Source organism: Paenibacillus sp. FSL H8-0079, assembly GCF_037991315.1.
Taxonomy (GTDB): domain Bacteria; phylum Bacillota; class Bacilli; order Paenibacillales; family Paenibacillaceae; genus Paenibacillus.
In genome coordinates this window covers 1,198,957-1,214,613 of sequence record NZ_CP150300.1, presented here as the reverse complement: position 1 = coordinate 1,214,613, position 15,657 = coordinate 1,198,957, and the positions used below count along the sequence as shown (strand labels likewise).

General features: G+C 47.3%; 13 protein-coding genes and 2 CRISPR repeat arrays (1 of these 15 only partly in view). Of the genes, 3 read left to right on the top strand and 10 right to left on the bottom strand.

Annotated features, from left to right (window positions below; all coding sequences use genetic code 11):
* Positions 1–705: direct repeats of the CRISPR family, unit length 33 nt; unit sequence ATTTCAATCCACGCACTCCATACGGAGTGCGAC (it extends 274 nt beyond the left edge of the window).
* A 342-nt stretch (positions 706–1,047) separates the two neighbouring features.
* Both MHI06_RS05315 and MHI06_RS05310 read left to right on the top strand, forming a co-directional pair.
* Positions 1,048–1,626, top strand: coding sequence for a TetR/AcrR family transcriptional regulator (locus MHI06_RS05315; RefSeq protein WP_169480350.1), 579 nt, complete (start codon positions 1,048–1,050; stop codon positions 1,624–1,626).
* 78 nt (positions 1,627–1,704) lie between these two features.
* Entirely contained in the window at positions 1,705–3,891 is a 2,187-nt protein-coding gene (locus tag MHI06_RS05310) for a YhgE/Pip domain-containing protein (protein WP_340402056.1), read from the top strand.
* 126 nt (positions 3,892–4,017) lie between these two features.
* Here MHI06_RS05310 and MHI06_RS05305 read toward each other — a convergent pair whose 3' ends face one another.
* The 7 genes from MHI06_RS05305 to MHI06_RS05275 all read right to left on the bottom strand — a co-directional run bounded on the left by MHI06_RS05305 (position 4,018) and on the right by MHI06_RS05275 (position 9,391).
* Positions 4,018–4,362 (bottom strand): DUF4190 domain-containing protein, encoded by a 345-nt coding sequence (locus MHI06_RS05305; RefSeq protein WP_340400722.1) that lies wholly within the window; start codon positions 4,360–4,362, stop codon positions 4,018–4,020.
* A gap of 225 nt (positions 4,363–4,587) precedes the next feature.
* A CRISPR array of direct repeats spans positions 4,588–5,094; the repeat unit is 33 nt; unit sequence ATTTCAATCCACGCACTCCATACGGAGTGCGAC.
* Between the two features lie 227 nt (positions 5,095–5,321).
* Positions 5,322–6,077 carry an amino acid ABC transporter ATP-binding protein gene (locus MHI06_RS05300; RefSeq protein WP_340400721.1) on the bottom strand — a complete coding sequence of 252 codons (756 nt, stop codon included), beginning with the start codon at positions 6,075–6,077 and terminating at the stop codon, positions 5,322–5,324.
* Between the two features lie 33 nt (positions 6,078–6,110).
* Entirely contained in the window at positions 6,111–6,770 is a 660-nt protein-coding gene (locus MHI06_RS05295) for an amino acid ABC transporter permease (protein ID WP_149846333.1), read from the bottom strand.
* A gap of 112 nt (positions 6,771–6,882) precedes the next feature.
* Positions 6,883–7,653 carry an amino acid ABC transporter substrate-binding protein gene (locus tag MHI06_RS05290; RefSeq protein ID WP_340400720.1) on the bottom strand — a complete coding sequence of 257 codons (771 nt, stop codon included), beginning with the start codon at positions 7,651–7,653 and terminating at the stop codon, positions 6,883–6,885.
* 132 nt (positions 7,654–7,785) lie between these two features.
* Complete coding sequence (locus MHI06_RS05285) at positions 7,786–8,343, bottom strand: DUF4825 domain-containing protein (protein ID WP_340400719.1); 558 nt, start codon at positions 8,341–8,343, stop codon at positions 7,786–7,788.
* Positions 8,340–9,035 carry a permease prefix domain 1-containing protein gene (locus MHI06_RS05280; RefSeq protein ID WP_340400718.1) on the bottom strand — a complete coding sequence of 232 codons (696 nt, stop codon included), beginning with the start codon at positions 9,033–9,035 and terminating at the stop codon, positions 8,340–8,342. Before MHI06_RS05280 ends, MHI06_RS05285 begins: the two co-directional genes overlap by 4 nt.
* Complete coding sequence (locus MHI06_RS05275; protein ID WP_339168715.1) at positions 9,032–9,391, bottom strand: PadR family transcriptional regulator; 360 nt, start codon at positions 9,389–9,391, stop codon at positions 9,032–9,034. Before MHI06_RS05275 ends, MHI06_RS05280 begins: the two co-directional genes overlap by 4 nt.
* 307 nt (positions 9,392–9,698) lie before the next feature.
* On the opposite strand from MHI06_RS05275, the gene MHI06_RS05270 reads away from it, so the two are divergent.
* A complete protein-coding gene (locus MHI06_RS05270) occupies positions 9,699–10,103 on the top strand; it encodes a hypothetical protein (RefSeq protein WP_340400717.1) in 405 nt (134 codons plus the stop codon).
* Positions 10,104–10,152: 49 nt separating this feature from the next.
* Here the strand turns inward: MHI06_RS05270 and MHI06_RS05265 are convergent, their stop codons facing one another.
* From MHI06_RS05265 to MHI06_RS05255, 3 genes are all read right to left on the bottom strand, one after another.
* Positions 10,153–11,658, bottom strand: coding sequence for an alpha-glucosidase/alpha-galactosidase (locus MHI06_RS05265; protein ID WP_340400716.1), 1,506 nt, complete (start codon positions 11,656–11,658; stop codon positions 10,153–10,155).
* 188 nt (positions 11,659–11,846) lie between these two features.
* Positions 11,847–12,860, bottom strand: a complete 1,014-nt coding sequence (locus MHI06_RS05260; RefSeq protein ID WP_340400715.1) for an AraC family transcriptional regulator — start codon at positions 12,858–12,860, stop codon at positions 11,847–11,849.
* Between the two features lie 312 nt (positions 12,861–13,172).
* Complete coding sequence (locus MHI06_RS05255; protein WP_340402055.1) at positions 13,173–15,509, bottom strand: rhamnogalacturonan lyase; 2,337 nt, start codon at positions 15,507–15,509, stop codon at positions 13,173–13,175.
* Between the last annotated feature and the right edge of the window lie 148 nt (positions 15,510–15,657).

Below are 15,657 nucleotides of genomic sequence, written 5' to 3'. Positions count from 1 at the left end.
CAATCCACGCACTCCATACGGAGTGCGACCCTACTTCATCTCCCACTTGAAATACATGAGCGATTTCAATCCACGCACTCCATACGGAGTGCGACCGGTTGATCAGTTATACACTAAGGCACATAGAGAGATTTCAATCCACGCACTCCATACGGAGTGCGACTGTTCTCTGCGATAAGGGCGTCGGCCGTAGTTCGATTTCAATCCACGCACTCCATACGGAGTGCGACGAAAATGTATTTAACTAAGATGGGCGATGTAGATAATTTCAATCCACGCACTCCATACGGAGTGCGACCTGGAACCGGTATATAAGGTTAAAGCTCAGGTTGAAATTTCAATCCACGCACTCCATACGGAGTGCGACGCACGTCAGACGGTACGATCTGTGTCCGAACAAATATTTCAATCCACGCACTCCATACGGAGTGCGACGACTTGCTGAACGATTTAGAGAGGGAAACTTTACGATTTCAATCCACGCACTCCATACGGAGTGCGACATGGTTCCATTCAGATTCAGGTTCCGCAAGGTATATTTCAATCCACGCACTCCATACGGAGTGCGACCGGGTATTATGGGAACGGGCAGCACAGCCTCAGGATTTCAATCCACGCACTCCATACGGAGTGCGACTTTCACTATCCATTGCCGCCCCAAGTTTCTCAGCAATTTCAATCCACGCACTCCATACGGAGTGCGACAGCGAAAAAACACGTATCTCAACAACCTGAGCCATTAACAACACGTTTTTCCACTATTATTCTATGGCTTTCCATATCATTATTCAATCAAAATATGCCTACGTGTTGCCTTAAGGTAACAATTTTGCCCATTTCGACAAATTCTGAGGTGCGAATCCCCCAGGGTTTTCATGTGAGCATCCTATTCGCACCTGTTACATACGTTTATGACAAAGATCACATCCACCTCCCCTGTCCAAGTGCTACAGTTATCAACGACCAACTGACCATAATAGTAAAACGGTCAATCGAAAGTTTACCTTACCTTTTATGCTTTCTAACCTACAAGGAGGTGTTTGCGCCATGAAAACGATAGATCGAAGGCAACAGGTGATGGATTCTGCCGAGAAATCCTTTGCTCTATTTGGCTACAAAGCTACAACGATGGAGCAGGTTGCGAGACTTGCCAATGTGGGCAAGGGAACGATCTATACTTTTTTCGAAAATAAAGAAGAACTGTTCAGCGAGATTCTGCGCTCGATCATTGCGGATATGAGACAGATTACAGAGCAGACAGTGAAGGAAGAGAACTCCTTTCTGGATAACGTGCATATGAGTATGGATTCTTTGCTGGAGTACCGGGAGGAACATGAGCTGTTGATCAAGCTCTTTCAGGAGGTCAACGAGTTCGGTACGCCGCAAGCCAAGGAAGGTCTGCAGAAAGTGGAGACAGCCATTCTCGAATATCTGGAGCGTCAGGTCAGCCGTGCCATGGAGTTGGAGCAGATTCGCAGGGATGATTCCAAGCTGGTTTCTTTTGTCCTGCTGAAGCTGTATGTCACCTTAACCTCGGATTGGAACAAAGCGCATCCTACGCTGCACAAGGATCAGATTAAGGATTTTGTGGGCCTCTTTCTCAAGAATGGCTTATCCACCACATAGAAGAAAGGCATGCCACTAGATTCAACACATAATAGAGATAGAACAAACGGATTAGCGTAAGGATAGGGAGAGAACATGATGAAATCATTCCACGTATTTGGGCAGGATCTGAAGTCCGCCTTCAAGAAACCAAAAGTATTTATTCCGATTCTCGTTGTACTGTTCATTCCGGTGCTGTATAGTGGCCTGTTCCTGAACGCATTCTGGGACCCCTATGGCAAAATGAATGAGTTACCTGTAGCCGTGGTCAACACGGATCAGGGCGCAGTCTACAATGACAAATCACTGGAGGTCGGTCAGAATCTCGTCGATGAATTGAAAAAAAGTGATGATTTCAACTGGCAATTCGTGACTCGTGAACAAGCAGAACAAGGTATGCAAGACAACACGTATTATATGACAATTGTGATTCCGGAGGACTTTTCCACCAAAGCAACAACCCTGATGGATGAGCACCCCGAGCCGGCCGACCTGATCTACGAACCCAATGAAGGATACAACTTCCTCGCGGGTCAGATTGGCGGCACGGCGGTCAAACAAATTCGCTCCAAAGTCGCTGCCAAAGTCACAGAATCGTATACCGAAACGTTATTGGATCAGGTTGAAAAAATCTCTGTTGGTTTGGCGGATGCCGGGGATGGCGCAGGTCAGATTCATGATGGTGCGATCACGCTGGATGAGGGTGCTGCTACATTAAAAGAGAACCTGTCCAAACTGGCAGCAGGCACCGACAAGCTCGAAACGGGCGTAGTTACATTAAAACAAGGTACGTCCACTCTCGCCCAAGGCACAGATGATCTTCATACTGGCGCCAGTGCCCTGTCCGATGGATTGTCCCAATTGGCGGCAGCAGGCACGAAGCTGGGTGATGGAGCAACCCAGGCTGAAACAGGCGGCAAACAGCTACAGGCTGGCCTTCAATCTGCTCAGGAAGGCGCAGCCAAGCTGGATGCAGGACTGGCGGCTTCCGAGGAAGGCAGTGCAAAGCTGACTACTGGGCTGCAAAGTTCTGTTGAGGGCAGTGGCAAAGTTAGCGAGGGTGCTAAGGCCGTTGCACAAGGTCTTGCTCAATTGGCCGAAGCGAGTCCCGAGCTTGCCGCAAGTCCAGCTGTGCAGCAGCTCCTGGTAGCAAGTCAGGCAGTTGCCGCTGGCAGCGAACAAGTGTATCAGGGCGGGCAGCAATTGGTCGCAGGCAGTCAAAACCTGTATGCTGCACAGCAACAACTGCATCAAGGCAGCAGCCAGTTGGTACAGGGTCAACAACAACTGGTACAAGGAGCTACGCAATTATCCGCAGGACAAGAAAAGCTTGCGACTGGTCTAAAACAATTCAATTCCAAATTATCTGAGGCAGCCGCTGGAGGAGCCAAACTTGCGGATGGTTCAGGTCAATTGAATGCTGGTGCAGGCAAGTTGGTTGCGGGTGTAAGCCAACTTACAGACGGAATCTCAACCCTTGCAGATAGCTCACATAAGCTGGATGACGGTGCTGGTCAGTTAAAAGAAGGCACGCTGAAGCTAACAGACGGCTCTGGCGAACTTGCCACCAAGCTGAATGAAGCGGCTGAGCAGACGGGTAGTGTGAAAAAAACGGATGAACTGGTAACCATGTATGCAGAGCCTGTTCAGGTCGATGAACATAAATATAATGAGGTACCTAACTACGGTACAGGATTCTCGCCATACTTCCTGTCACTCGGGCTGTTTGTCGGCGCATTGATTGCCACACTGGTTGTACCCACACGTGGCAGCACAGTTAGCGAAGCAAGTGGCTGGAATCGTTTTGTGAGTAAAACGCTGGCTTTCACGCTGATGAGTGCTGTACAGTCCCTGCTTGCTTCATGGCTGGTCTTGTATGGCTTGGGTCTGAATGTTCAGAGCGTTCCATTATTCCTCTTGTTCAGCTTTGTTACCAGTCTAAGCTTCATGTACATTATTCAGGCGCTGGTGACTTGGCTGGAGAATCCGGGACGATTCCTTGCGATTCTGATGCTGATCTTCCAGCTTACTACCAGCGCGGGCACCTTCCCGCTCGAACTGATTCCGAATTGGCTGAAAGTATTCAACCCATGGCTGCCTATGACCTATTCAGTAACGGGATATAAAGCAGTCATCTCAAGCGGACAGTTCGGTGTAGCTTGGGATCAGATCGGCATTCTATGCATTTTCGCTGTGATCGGTCTCGGAGGAACCTTAACGTATTTCCTGATACATCGCACCACAGAGAACGATAACGTAAGCAGTGAAGTCGCACTTCACCTGTAAATTCGTAATATAAAAAGCAAAGGCGTGTATCTAAGCCCCCCTCTTATGGACAACAGAGGTGTTGGCTAAGGTACGCCTTTGCTTTTTTAATTTGAGATACAATCTAAGTTTGCTAACTTTATATTCTTAGTATGTAGAGTAAGAATCAGCGCCAACAAAAATCATGGTAACAAATAGAAAGAGCACAATAAGGACTGTATAAATTGCTGTGCCTATGATTCCACATACCAAACCAGCAATGGCTAATCCTTTTCCTTGCTCCATACGACTTCTGATTTCTTTGAAAGCTAAAGATGCAAATATGATAGCGACGATTCCGATTAAGAATCCCAAGTAAGGAATGGTAAGGGACAGAATCCCCAAAACTAGTGATACAATCGACTTGCTATTGGTCTTGGCTGGTGCTACATAAGGTGGTGGTGGAAGTGTGTCGTTATAATAACGATCCACATCATTCTCGCGATATCCCAAGGTAAATCCTCCCTATTTATTATAGTATGTTCATTATAATCGATTAATAGGAATAGAGGACTCCATATTTTGTAAATAGTCCATTTATATTAAATATATCACTTTATCGACAGCCAAGGGCTAGATGCATTTGCAGAGAGGCATAACCTAAAAGAATCTTACCTATAATTCCCCCTCACTTCACCGATTCTAAATGACCAAACCAATATTTCAACGTGGAGTAGGATTTCAATCCACGCACTCCATACGGAGTGCGACACCAACAACAACTCAGTCAGTCAGACAGTTACAAATTTCAATCCACGCACTCCATACGGAGTGCGACTTAGCCTTGGAGAAGTGTTTGCAATCAGGGCTATTTCAATCCACGCACTCCATACGGAGTGCGACCAACGGTATCCAGGTACCTCGTTGGGCTGAAAACATTTCAATCCACGCACTCCATACGGAGTGCGACCAAACAACACCGCTGACGTGCGTATCGGTGGGGTATTTCAATCCACGCACTCCATACGGAGTGCGACCCAACAAGCAGTATGTATTATGGTAGTGGCTCTAAAATTTCAATCCACGCACTCCATACGGAGTGCGACCCTTGGTTGGTCCTTATCCGTTGACTTGCTTCTCCAATTTCAATCCACGCACTCCATACGGAGTGCGACCCTAAAATATTCGGCGGTCGGATGTGGATACAATATATTTCAATCCACGCACTCCATACGGAGTGCGACCCAGCGAAAAAAAAACGTAATAGCAGCATATGTATATATACTTATTACGTGTTTTCGTTTATCGAGCTAATTATTATATTCATTTTAATATACAACATCCAGAATATTCAAGTATTTATTGCCAAAAGGGAACAAAAATGACCCTTTCGACAAATTCTGAGGTGCGAATCCCCCAGGGATTTCATGTGAGCTTGGCATTCGCACCTGTCTGCATCTACGTTCAGTATTCTACCTCTCCACTTCCACCCGCTGTAAAAATGTCCGGGTACGTGCAAGCTTTGGATTGCCGAAGATTTGTTCTGGCGGTCCCGCCTCTGCGATTTCCCCGTTATCCATGAAGAATACGCGATCCGCAACGTCACGGGCGAAGCCCATCTCATGCGTGACAATCATCATCGTCATGTTTTCCTGTGCCAGCTGTTTGATTACGCGTAACACTTCCCCGGTCAGCTCCGGATCTAGTGCCGACGTAGGTTCATCGAACAGGAGAATGTCCGGCTGCATCATCAGTGCCCGAGCAATGGCAACACGCTGTTTCTGTCCTCCGGAAAGATTCGCCGGATAGGTATCGGCCTTGTCCGACAGCCCTACTTTGCTGAGTAGTTCCAGACTACGATATCGAATGACATTTGAGCTTTCTTTTTTCAAAGTCTTCGGTGCGAGTTCCAGATTGTCCTGAACGGTAAGATGCGGGAACAAGTTGAAATGCTGGAACACCATACCCATACGATCCGTCATCTTGCGAATATCTGCGGCACCCGCGTAACGACCATTATCGACCAACGTCTGATCCTGAATGCGAATCGTTCCGCCCGAAATATCCTCCAGATGAATCAGGCTGCGCAGCATCGTACTTTTCCCCGAACCAGAAGGCCCGATGACGGCAATTACTTCTCCTGGTTCCACCTTAAAGGATACCTGTTTCAGCACATCAAGTGTACCGAATGATTTTCTCAACTGATTTACTTCTATTATATGTGTCATATGCAGACAGTCCTTTGATTGATCAGATTTAATTTATTCAAATGAAAACCGCTTCTCGAGTGCCTTAAACAGCACCGTGAGTACAAGTGTCATGAGCAGATACATAACCGCTGCCACGAAGAAAGGGATCAGCTGCAAGTCGCGATTCACTGCCGCTTGGGCATAATACAACAGCTCAGGTACAGCCACGGCATAGAGTAGTGCTGTATCCTTGATGAGCGTAATGGACTCATTGGCCGTTGCGGGCAATACTACACGAATCATCTGAGGAATAATGACTTTAGTCATCGTTTGCCACTTTGTTAACCCAAGTACCTTCGCTGCCTCATGTTGCCCTTTATCAATGGAAAGCAGTCCGCCCCTGAAGATTTCAGCGAAGTACGCCGCATAGTTTAGGATGAACGCAATCCCCGCTGCAACAAAACGATCAAACACCAAATATTCTCCAATCACCGGAAGCAACGGTAAACCGAAGCAGAAAAATAGAATTTGCAGCAGCAGCGGTGTTCCTCGCATCACATATACATACGTATGGGCAATCCACGCCAGCAGTTTAATCTGGCTTCTCATCGCAAGCGTGACCGCAAATCCAAGCGGTACAGAGAGCACAATGGCGAGTAAGAACATGAAAATGGTGGTCTGCGCACCCTCTAGCATAGGTTTTAAAATGGTCGATAGATAATCCCAACTCATTGTTTTGTCTCCTCTAATCTGTTAACCCCGCATTCCTCTGGGGCATGAATCGCTCCAGCATGGAATACGGGGTCCGTTTTGTTTCTAACTATATATCAGGTGTATAACCTGTCTATTTCAAAACCTTATCTTCACCCAACCATTGGGTGGAGATTTTAGCTGCTGTTCCATCTGCATTCAGCTCATCTAGCGCTTTTTGCAGCTGATTCAGAAGCTCTTCATTGCCTTTTTTGATACCAATGCCATATTGTTCCGGTGCAAGAGATTCATCCAGCAATTTGAATGTTCCCTCTTCTTTGGACATGTAATATCTCGCCACCACTTCATCAATGATGACTGCGTCCAGACGTTTCGTTTTCAAGTCCGTCAGTGCAAGCACGTTATCCTTGAATTCGGAAGCTTTCACTTTATCCTTCAGGGGACTTGCTGCCAGTGCATCTGCCGCGGAGGACAGCGCCTGCAATCCCACATTTTTGCCATCGAGTTCATCCAGCTTCGTAATAGGTGAGTCTGCCAAGGTAATAGCTACTTGACTGTTTTCCAGATACGGCTTCGTGAAGAGCACTTTCTCTTTGCGCTCATCTGTAATGGTGTACCCGTTCCAGATCATGTCGATCCGGCCACTGTTCAGCTCTGACTCTTTGGAAGACCAGTCGATTGGCTGGAATGTGACTTCTTTACCCATTTTCTCCGCTGCAGCTCTTGCGTAATCAATATCAAAACCAACAATTTCATTTTGCTCGTCCCGGAAACCCATTGGAGCAAACTTATCGTCAATTCCTACAACAATCGTGTTATCGTCTTTGCTTGCGGAACTGGAACAACCAGCCACAATCAATACACATATACTAATGAATAATAGTAGAATCGCTTTTTTTCTCATCTCTCGAACCCCTCCATGTCTATAACCAAAACCCAAACGCTTTAGTTCGTTACCACGTTATCAGAGATTTATAATAACATAGCATGGGAGAAGAGTCGAGTCTCTTGCCTATTTCCTTCTATTTCGTGCAGCTTAATTGTCAACAATCTGTGAAAAAGCCTCTTTCACTTGTGCCGATTCCACCAGCTTCTCGCGTACAGTCGAATTCCATAGCTCCAGGTTCTGAAGCTCCTTTAATTCTGTACCTGTCCATTGTTGGGCAGATTCACGTTGCAAGGTCTGGCTGGTATTCTGAAACTGGTAGACGACCTGCTCCAGATTATCGATCATAACAAAGTTCGCAACCGCATTATATACGAGTATCCGTTCAAGTTCCTCTGCGTTCATCTCACGCGTATCCAAGCTATAATTCACTTGAGCCGTGAAAGTCTCCGGGTACAGTTGGTAACCATTCAATCTTTCACGTAAAGGTAAAGCCTGATTCAGATGACTCAGGTTTGAATTATCACCCATGTAGGGACTGCGATTTTTGGCTAAAGCGGCAAAATCATGTGTCAGCGGATTCTGCTGCTCTTCCTCGTACCGAGCCTGCTTCGCCTCGATCTTCGGATTAACGAAGCCTTCAACAATCACTAAGCCAATGCTGCCCAACACAACAAGTGTTATAATCCATATGTTTCTAATTCTCATAACACATCACTCACTTCATACTTACTAACGATCCGATACGCCCGATGCACAACCAAAGGAATAATAATACTCAGTAACGGGATGGCAAAGGCAATGACGATCACAGCAAACTGGTAGGGTCCATCCACCTGAATAGGGCGATTAAACCAGATATTACTTCCGAATCGCAACGCCGCCTGCGTTCCCCACAACACGAGTATAAACGCCGCCCACAACCACCATATTCTGCGATTCCACTGCATTAAGGTAGGGAATCGAATAACCGTGGTTTTCACCGAACATACTGGATCGTTCCCCCTGTTAATCAACATATACACTACATACGTCCCACCAACAATAAGACTCACGATCATAAGCAGGTTGTTTATGGCGGAGCCCTGCATAAGCACTCTCATTGGAATAGTAATGATCCAAGCTATAAGGCTATAAATCAAGGTAGACTGTAACAATGATGTCCAGTAAGGTACCCGTTGCACCTTTCGATGGTCGCTCATCACCTGATCCATACCAGCGATATGCTGAATGGCTGTGTGGAACGCTTTCTCTTCGCTCATCCCCTGCGATATATAATCGTCAATCCGTGCAGCCAGATTGCTGTGAATCTCTTCTTTTAATTCCCGATTGTCCAATGTATCTTGTGCATGAGCGAACAAACGATTGATATGACGAGTGATGCGAACTTCCAATCTCATAGGTTTTCCTCTCCTTTTTCCTCGAATACAATCATGCAATCAATCAGCGTCTTGGCTGCCTGCCAAGCTAGAACCTGTTCTCTATATGCTTCAAGACCTTGCACTGTTATTCGGTAATATTTGCGTCGTCCTCCCTGTGTTTCTTCCCCCCAGTAGGATTCCACATATCCACCCTTCTCCAGCCTCTTCAAACTGGAATAAAGCGTAGGTTCCTTCAGTTCAAATTGCTCTCCGCTCTTGCGATAGATTTCCTTAATAATGCTGTAGCCATAGTTATCCGCGGGTATTAGTACACTCAGAATGATCGGGTCAATATTGCCCCGAATCAGATCACTGTTAATCACTTGCACATCCATCTGCGAGTTTCACCGACTTTCTTCAATCCTGCGTATACTATAAGACATATTACTATGTCTGTAAAGGTAATATGTATCACATGGTAAATATGCATCGCAAGAGTAACACTAGCAACATTCCTCTCTTGCTTTTCGTTTGGAAGATATTAGGGAGGTGCATAAAATAAAATTTTTCAATACGATAAGAACATTGACCACATTGGTATTTCTTTCAATTATGCTGGTATTATCTGGCTGTAATCCGACTCCAAGTAATGTTACAAACAAAACTGCCTTAGCCTCACCAACGAATTCAAAGGAAGACAAGATGGAATTAAAACAAAATCAGGAACTGCCTACACCAGTGATACAGACTGAAAGTGGTACTCCTATTCCTGCTTTACAGGGCAGTTATTGCTGGGAAAGCATGTGTGCGGACTATGCAGGTGATATGGATCTGTTGGAAGGTCAAGTACCTGTCTCCGTGTTGGTAGGCGAGAATATATCTATTCATCTGGGTACAAATGTATCACCTGACGAGTTAACTCTTGTCGAATATGTAAATGGAGTTGCACGTCCCATCTCTTTGCGAGAAGGTTCATTCCAGTTAGCGCAGGAAAAAGGTACTCATTATTATGGAGCCTTTGCCCGCTGGACTTCCTCTCAAAATTCGCAGGTTTCCTTGGGTGATACCTCTTTTGCCTTTGTTATCCGTGGTGTCGAAAAAAAATAGAAATAAACAGGGCCCCTCCAATTTTGGAGAGGCCCTTACGCATTTTTATCTATTGCTGCACTTTCTCGCGATCTTTCCCTTTATCGGATTCTCCCGCATTTTTGTTGGCAGAATCGCGATCCTGCTGCATCTCTTCAACGGTTTTCACCTTGAGACGCGCGGCGCCCTCATATTCCTTCGTCGGAATAAGATTGCCAGCAGCAAGTCTCGCTTCTGCGGCAGTAATCGCATCTCCGTACTGCGGCAGCCACTGGGCCTGGGCAACTAGCATCTCGTCGACCATTTGCCAGATTTCTTTTGGATTACATACGGCACCCACGAGCGGGTCCATCATGAACGCCTGACGAAGTAACTTATCGTCTCCGTTCACTGCTGCTTCAACCGCGAGGCGTTGCACGGAAATACTCACATTACATACCGCGGCTGGTCCGAGTGGCAGATCGCCTACATGTGGCATGGAGATGCCGTTGCGATCCACATACCCCGGCGCTTCAATAATCGCATCATCCGGCAGGTTGGAGATTACCCCATTATTAACGGTATTGAAATGTCCGCGATAGACACGTCCCGTCTCCAGCCCTTCAATAATATACGAACCGTGCTCCTCGCCCCGTTTTTCTGGAATGAATTGCATCGGTTCATCCTTCATCCAGTTTGGAAAATCGGTCTCAAACCAGTTGCGCCCCTCGGTACACACACGCAAATATCCACCCGTCTCTCCGTTGATCCAGTTGCCCAAGTCGATCCAGTCGTTGATCTCTTCCGGACGTTTACGGTACCACGGCACATATTCACTCAGATGACCATTCGATTCCGTGCTGTAGTAACCGAAGCGGCGCAGCATATCAATCCGCACTTTCTCGGTGCGGCTGTACTCCGGATGTTTCTCGAAGGCTTCGAGCAGATCACCTGTAAGGTCTTTGCCCTCATGAGAAGCCTGAATGTACCAGGTCTGATGGTTGATGCCGGCACAGATAATATCCACTTCACTCTTTTTCAATCCAAAAGCTTCCGCAATCTGATGATGACCATGCTGTACACCATGACACAGTCCGATCGTCCGCACACCGCCGTACTTGTTGCAAGCCCATGTGAGCATCGCCATCGGATTGGAATAGTTCAAGAGCAGCACGTCAGGTGCGCTTTGTTCACGAATATCTTTGCAGATGTCCAGCATCTCGGCGATTCCCCGTTGTCCATACATAATGCCACCTGCACACAGCGTATCGCCAACACATTGATCTACCCCATATTTCAGTGGAATATCCACATCGGTTGCAAATGCTTCCAGTCCCCCGACACGAATCGTACATAGTACATACTTCGCATCTTTCAATGCTTCTTTACGATCCGTTGTCGGCTGAATCTGAATATTCAATCCATTCTCACGGATATCCCGCTGACACAGCTCAGTCACCATGTCCAGATTGTGCTGGCTAATATCGCAGAACGCAATTTCAATGTTGTTAAACTCCGGTACCGTGAGCAAATCCCTTAACAATCCCCGTGTAAATCCGATACTTCCTGCCCCGATAAACGCCACTTTAAACGACATGCCTATGTCCTCCCCTAATCCGAATCTTTCGCTTCGGTTAATGACTCTCTTCATGAAATCATTGTACCAACGGCAAAAGGGGAAGCGTTATCAAAATCATGACCTGTTCAAGATCTTGTTGTCAAAAATCCTAACTTTTACGCACCAGATTCACTAATCAGTTGTATTCCAAAATAACTGCAATCGGCTCATTCATCGGACGGGTACTGGCTGACATGTCGTTCCATAGAGGAGCGAAATTCAACCGGCGTACGACCTGTATATTTTTTGAACAACATATGAAAATACTGACGACTGCCTACTCCAACATAGTCAGAGATTTCCGAAATCGGGATATTCGTCTGCTGAAGCAGCATCTTGGCCTTCTCCATGCGAACCATCGTCAGATAGTCGGTCGGTGTCCGCTTCGTGTGCTGACGAAAAATGCGATGTAAATAGCCCGGATGCAGATTGACGGCTGCCGCAATATCCTTCATCTGAATGTTGCGATCCATATTGTGATGCATGAATTCAATGGTTCGTTTGACATACAGCTCCGCCTGATCCGATGCACTTCGGCTCATTTCTCCTCGCAAACGCGCAACACGGACCAGCAACTGGATGAACAATGTACGCACCAGTATTCCCTGTTCCGGTGACGAGAGATTCCGGGCTTCGCGATGATACGACCTTTCCTCTGGTGGAATAATCCTCATTGGCGTGGACGCTCTTCCTTGCTCCAGCAGACCACGCTGATCGAGTTCCAGCACCAGACTTTTCATAATGTGATACACTTCTTCCGGGTCAGGCAGTACCAGATATGGAGAAGCATTAGTGAGTAGAGTGTGAACTTCTTCCTCTTCCAACACGAGCTGGCGGATGGATAGCTGTCCGGGAGGCGAGCCTGAGAATCCAAACTCCACATTGAGCATCCGGCAAGGGACACCATCTTCCACCAGCAAACGGTGCGGGACACCTGCATCTAGCATAATGAACTGCCCTTTTTTCAAAATCGCCTGCTCCGAACTCCCATCCGACATCTGCACATCCACCCGGCACATTCCCGAAATAATATACATGATCTCCGTGGAATCATGTTGGTGATAGGACATACGGTAGTTGTCCCATTGCTTGTAATAGTACGCGTAGAAACGCGGCCCGCAATCCTCTGTTCGCAACGCCTCTTGATACAGGCTTCCTGTCCAGCGATTCGTGATGCTCATATCCATGCCTCCATTCCTACAACGATCGATCCTCACTTTTCTCCATTGTAGCAATTCTATAGGTTGAATATAAACTGGATGTAAAAGAATGACGTAACATGGGTGGCTGGGAAATCGCCAAGTGCTATCCACAAATCACTCAGATCCTTATGTAAAAAAGCTCTGAAACCTCTATATGCCGAGACACATGGGGATTCCAGAGCTTTTAAGGTCCAATACCTACGCTTAAAACTAACGACGCTGCGTTACGTTACAGCCTGATTTTGAACACATATTATGTTGCTATTGCTACCTATTATTACTCCGTCCTGCTTACTTTCCGCCCTTACCTGGCGTGTAGAACTTAGGCAGCGTTACTTTTGACCAGTCAATATCCGATGCCATGTAGAAGGACGGATAGGAAGGCTGGTTGTATCCACTGTTCTGTCCGGCAATGCCCACACGATACATCGCATCATGCATCAGCGTGTACAACTTGCGGTCCGTTTTCTCGGTACTCAGATAGATGCGGATCGCGGAACTGTCCGTGGTTCTCACCAACATCTCTTCCCGCCAATCCCCGAAAATATCAGCTACGAGAGAAGGTGTACCTTTGGTGTGATTGTTGGTCAGTGTGCCTGTTGCCGTCAGCAGCGTGCCACGATTCCAGTCTTTGATTGTAGGCGTGACGTCGATGGCACCATCTACGATCTGGGTAGTCATATCTCCTGCCCAACGGATATTCATATTCGTACCCGGCGCCTGATCACTGATTTTCTCACCAGTCGCTGTCCATAATCCTACAGCCCATGTCTCCAGCCCACGGCGAGTCGGATCAACATCACCCACCATGCCGCGTCCGGTATCTTTCCCCGTGTATCCGCCATAGATCACTTCTCCGGTCTTCGCATCACGCAGGGAATAGCCATATGGCGCCCACGGACCACCCTCGTGAACCATGAAAATCTCCAGTCCCGGACGATCCGGGTCAATATCTGCCACATGAAGTGCGTCCCCATGACCCAGACGGGCAATGGTTCCCGGTGCAGCACTCTCGGCAGGCATCAGGTCTGTGGAGCTGTACAGCACGCTGCCATCATGATCAATCGTAGCGGAGCCATAGATAATCTCCTGTTTGCCATCTCCATCCACATCCGCCACACTGAAATAGTGCGCACCTTGAGTGGTAATGGAGCCATACTGCGGATCTGTACCATCCACGCCGTGCGGTCCGTCATTGAACGGGTTCTTCATCGGTGTCCAGCCGCTGTCCACTTTCCATTCCTTTTTCAGCTTCTTGCCGTCCCAATTGTAAGCAACCATCGTTGAACGTGTATAATATCCGCGTGCAAAGATTGCAGAAGGTTTCTTGCCATCCAAATACGCCACGCCTGCCAGGAAACGGTCCACCCGATTCCCCGGTTCAATCCGTGCCATAGCATAATCACCCCACATCAGGCCATCATCATGACGCTCGGGTTCATATGGAATGGTCTCCAGCTCTTTGCCTGATTTGCCTTCAAATACCGTAACATACTCAGGACCATCCACGATAAAACCTTCGAACTTGCGAAGCTCATTTCGGTTGCTGCGTTCTACCGCGTACACATCAATGAAGTAGTCGGCCAAGCTCTCGGCATCCTGCTGAGATAATGGATAGTTATATTTTTTCTCCATTCCAAAAGCCTCTTCCAATGTCGCAGGCCAGTTCCCCTTCACAACCTCATCGTGTTTATGCCAGTTTTTGAACATATCCACCACGTGATCATAGTAACCATCCGCACTTAAACGATAATCATCTTCGTTTGAGTACCCTGCCTTGCGATCCTGCTTCGGAAGCGTGATGTACTTCTCGGATGTTACTTTTCCTTTTTTGTTATATTTGATAATCTTCGTGCCCGGAGCGGTCTTAAACATCATCTCGGCCTTGCCATCTCCGTCAAAATCGTAAACAAGCATCTGTGTATAATGAGCACCCGCACGGATATTGACCCCAAGATCGATCCGGTACAACAACTGACCGTCCAAGGTGTAAGCATCAATGTAGGTTTTACCTGTGTATCCTTTTTGCGATACGTCCTTGGCGTTGGAAGGGTCCCATTTGACGAAAAACTCATATTGGCCATCCCCGTCCACATCCCCCACGCTCATGTCATTGGCGGAATACGTATAGGTTTCTCCGGCAGGGGTCACGCCATCGGCGGGTTTTTGAAGTGGAATATCCACGTAGCCGTTCGCCCAAGGTTTGATGGATGCACTGCGTTTGCTCTCCTTGCCCTTCTTGTTCACCGCTGCCACTTCATAACGGGAAGACGATTTGCCCGCGGCATCTACATAGTTGGTGCTGTCGGTGACGGTAGTGATCTTTTTGCCATCACGATAGACGTTGAAGTCCGTACCTGTCAGCCCTTTGTCGCTATACCCTGTTGCTTCATCACCAAGCAATCTCCAACTGAGAAAAACACCTTCAGATGTCGAAGCAGCCACCAGACCGCGATCCAGATATTCCAGTTGAATCTCTTTCACGTGACTGCCCCCCTTATGTGATTGCAGGCTGGACTCCGTCGTACTATTTCCGTTCGAAGCTTCTGCCCCGATAACCCCCGCTGTTCCCCCAACAAGCAAAGCTACACTGAGTGCTGAAGAGAGCACCTTGGCTGCAAGTGGCATACGTGTCTTCCTGCGTCCTGATTGCCGACCTGACACCGATCCTTTATGTACCGGCACTGTTGTTTCTGAGTTCATCCACCTTCACGCTCCTTGAGACAGAATAGGTGACGCATATACACATCGATGATGATTAGACGTTCAATAATTC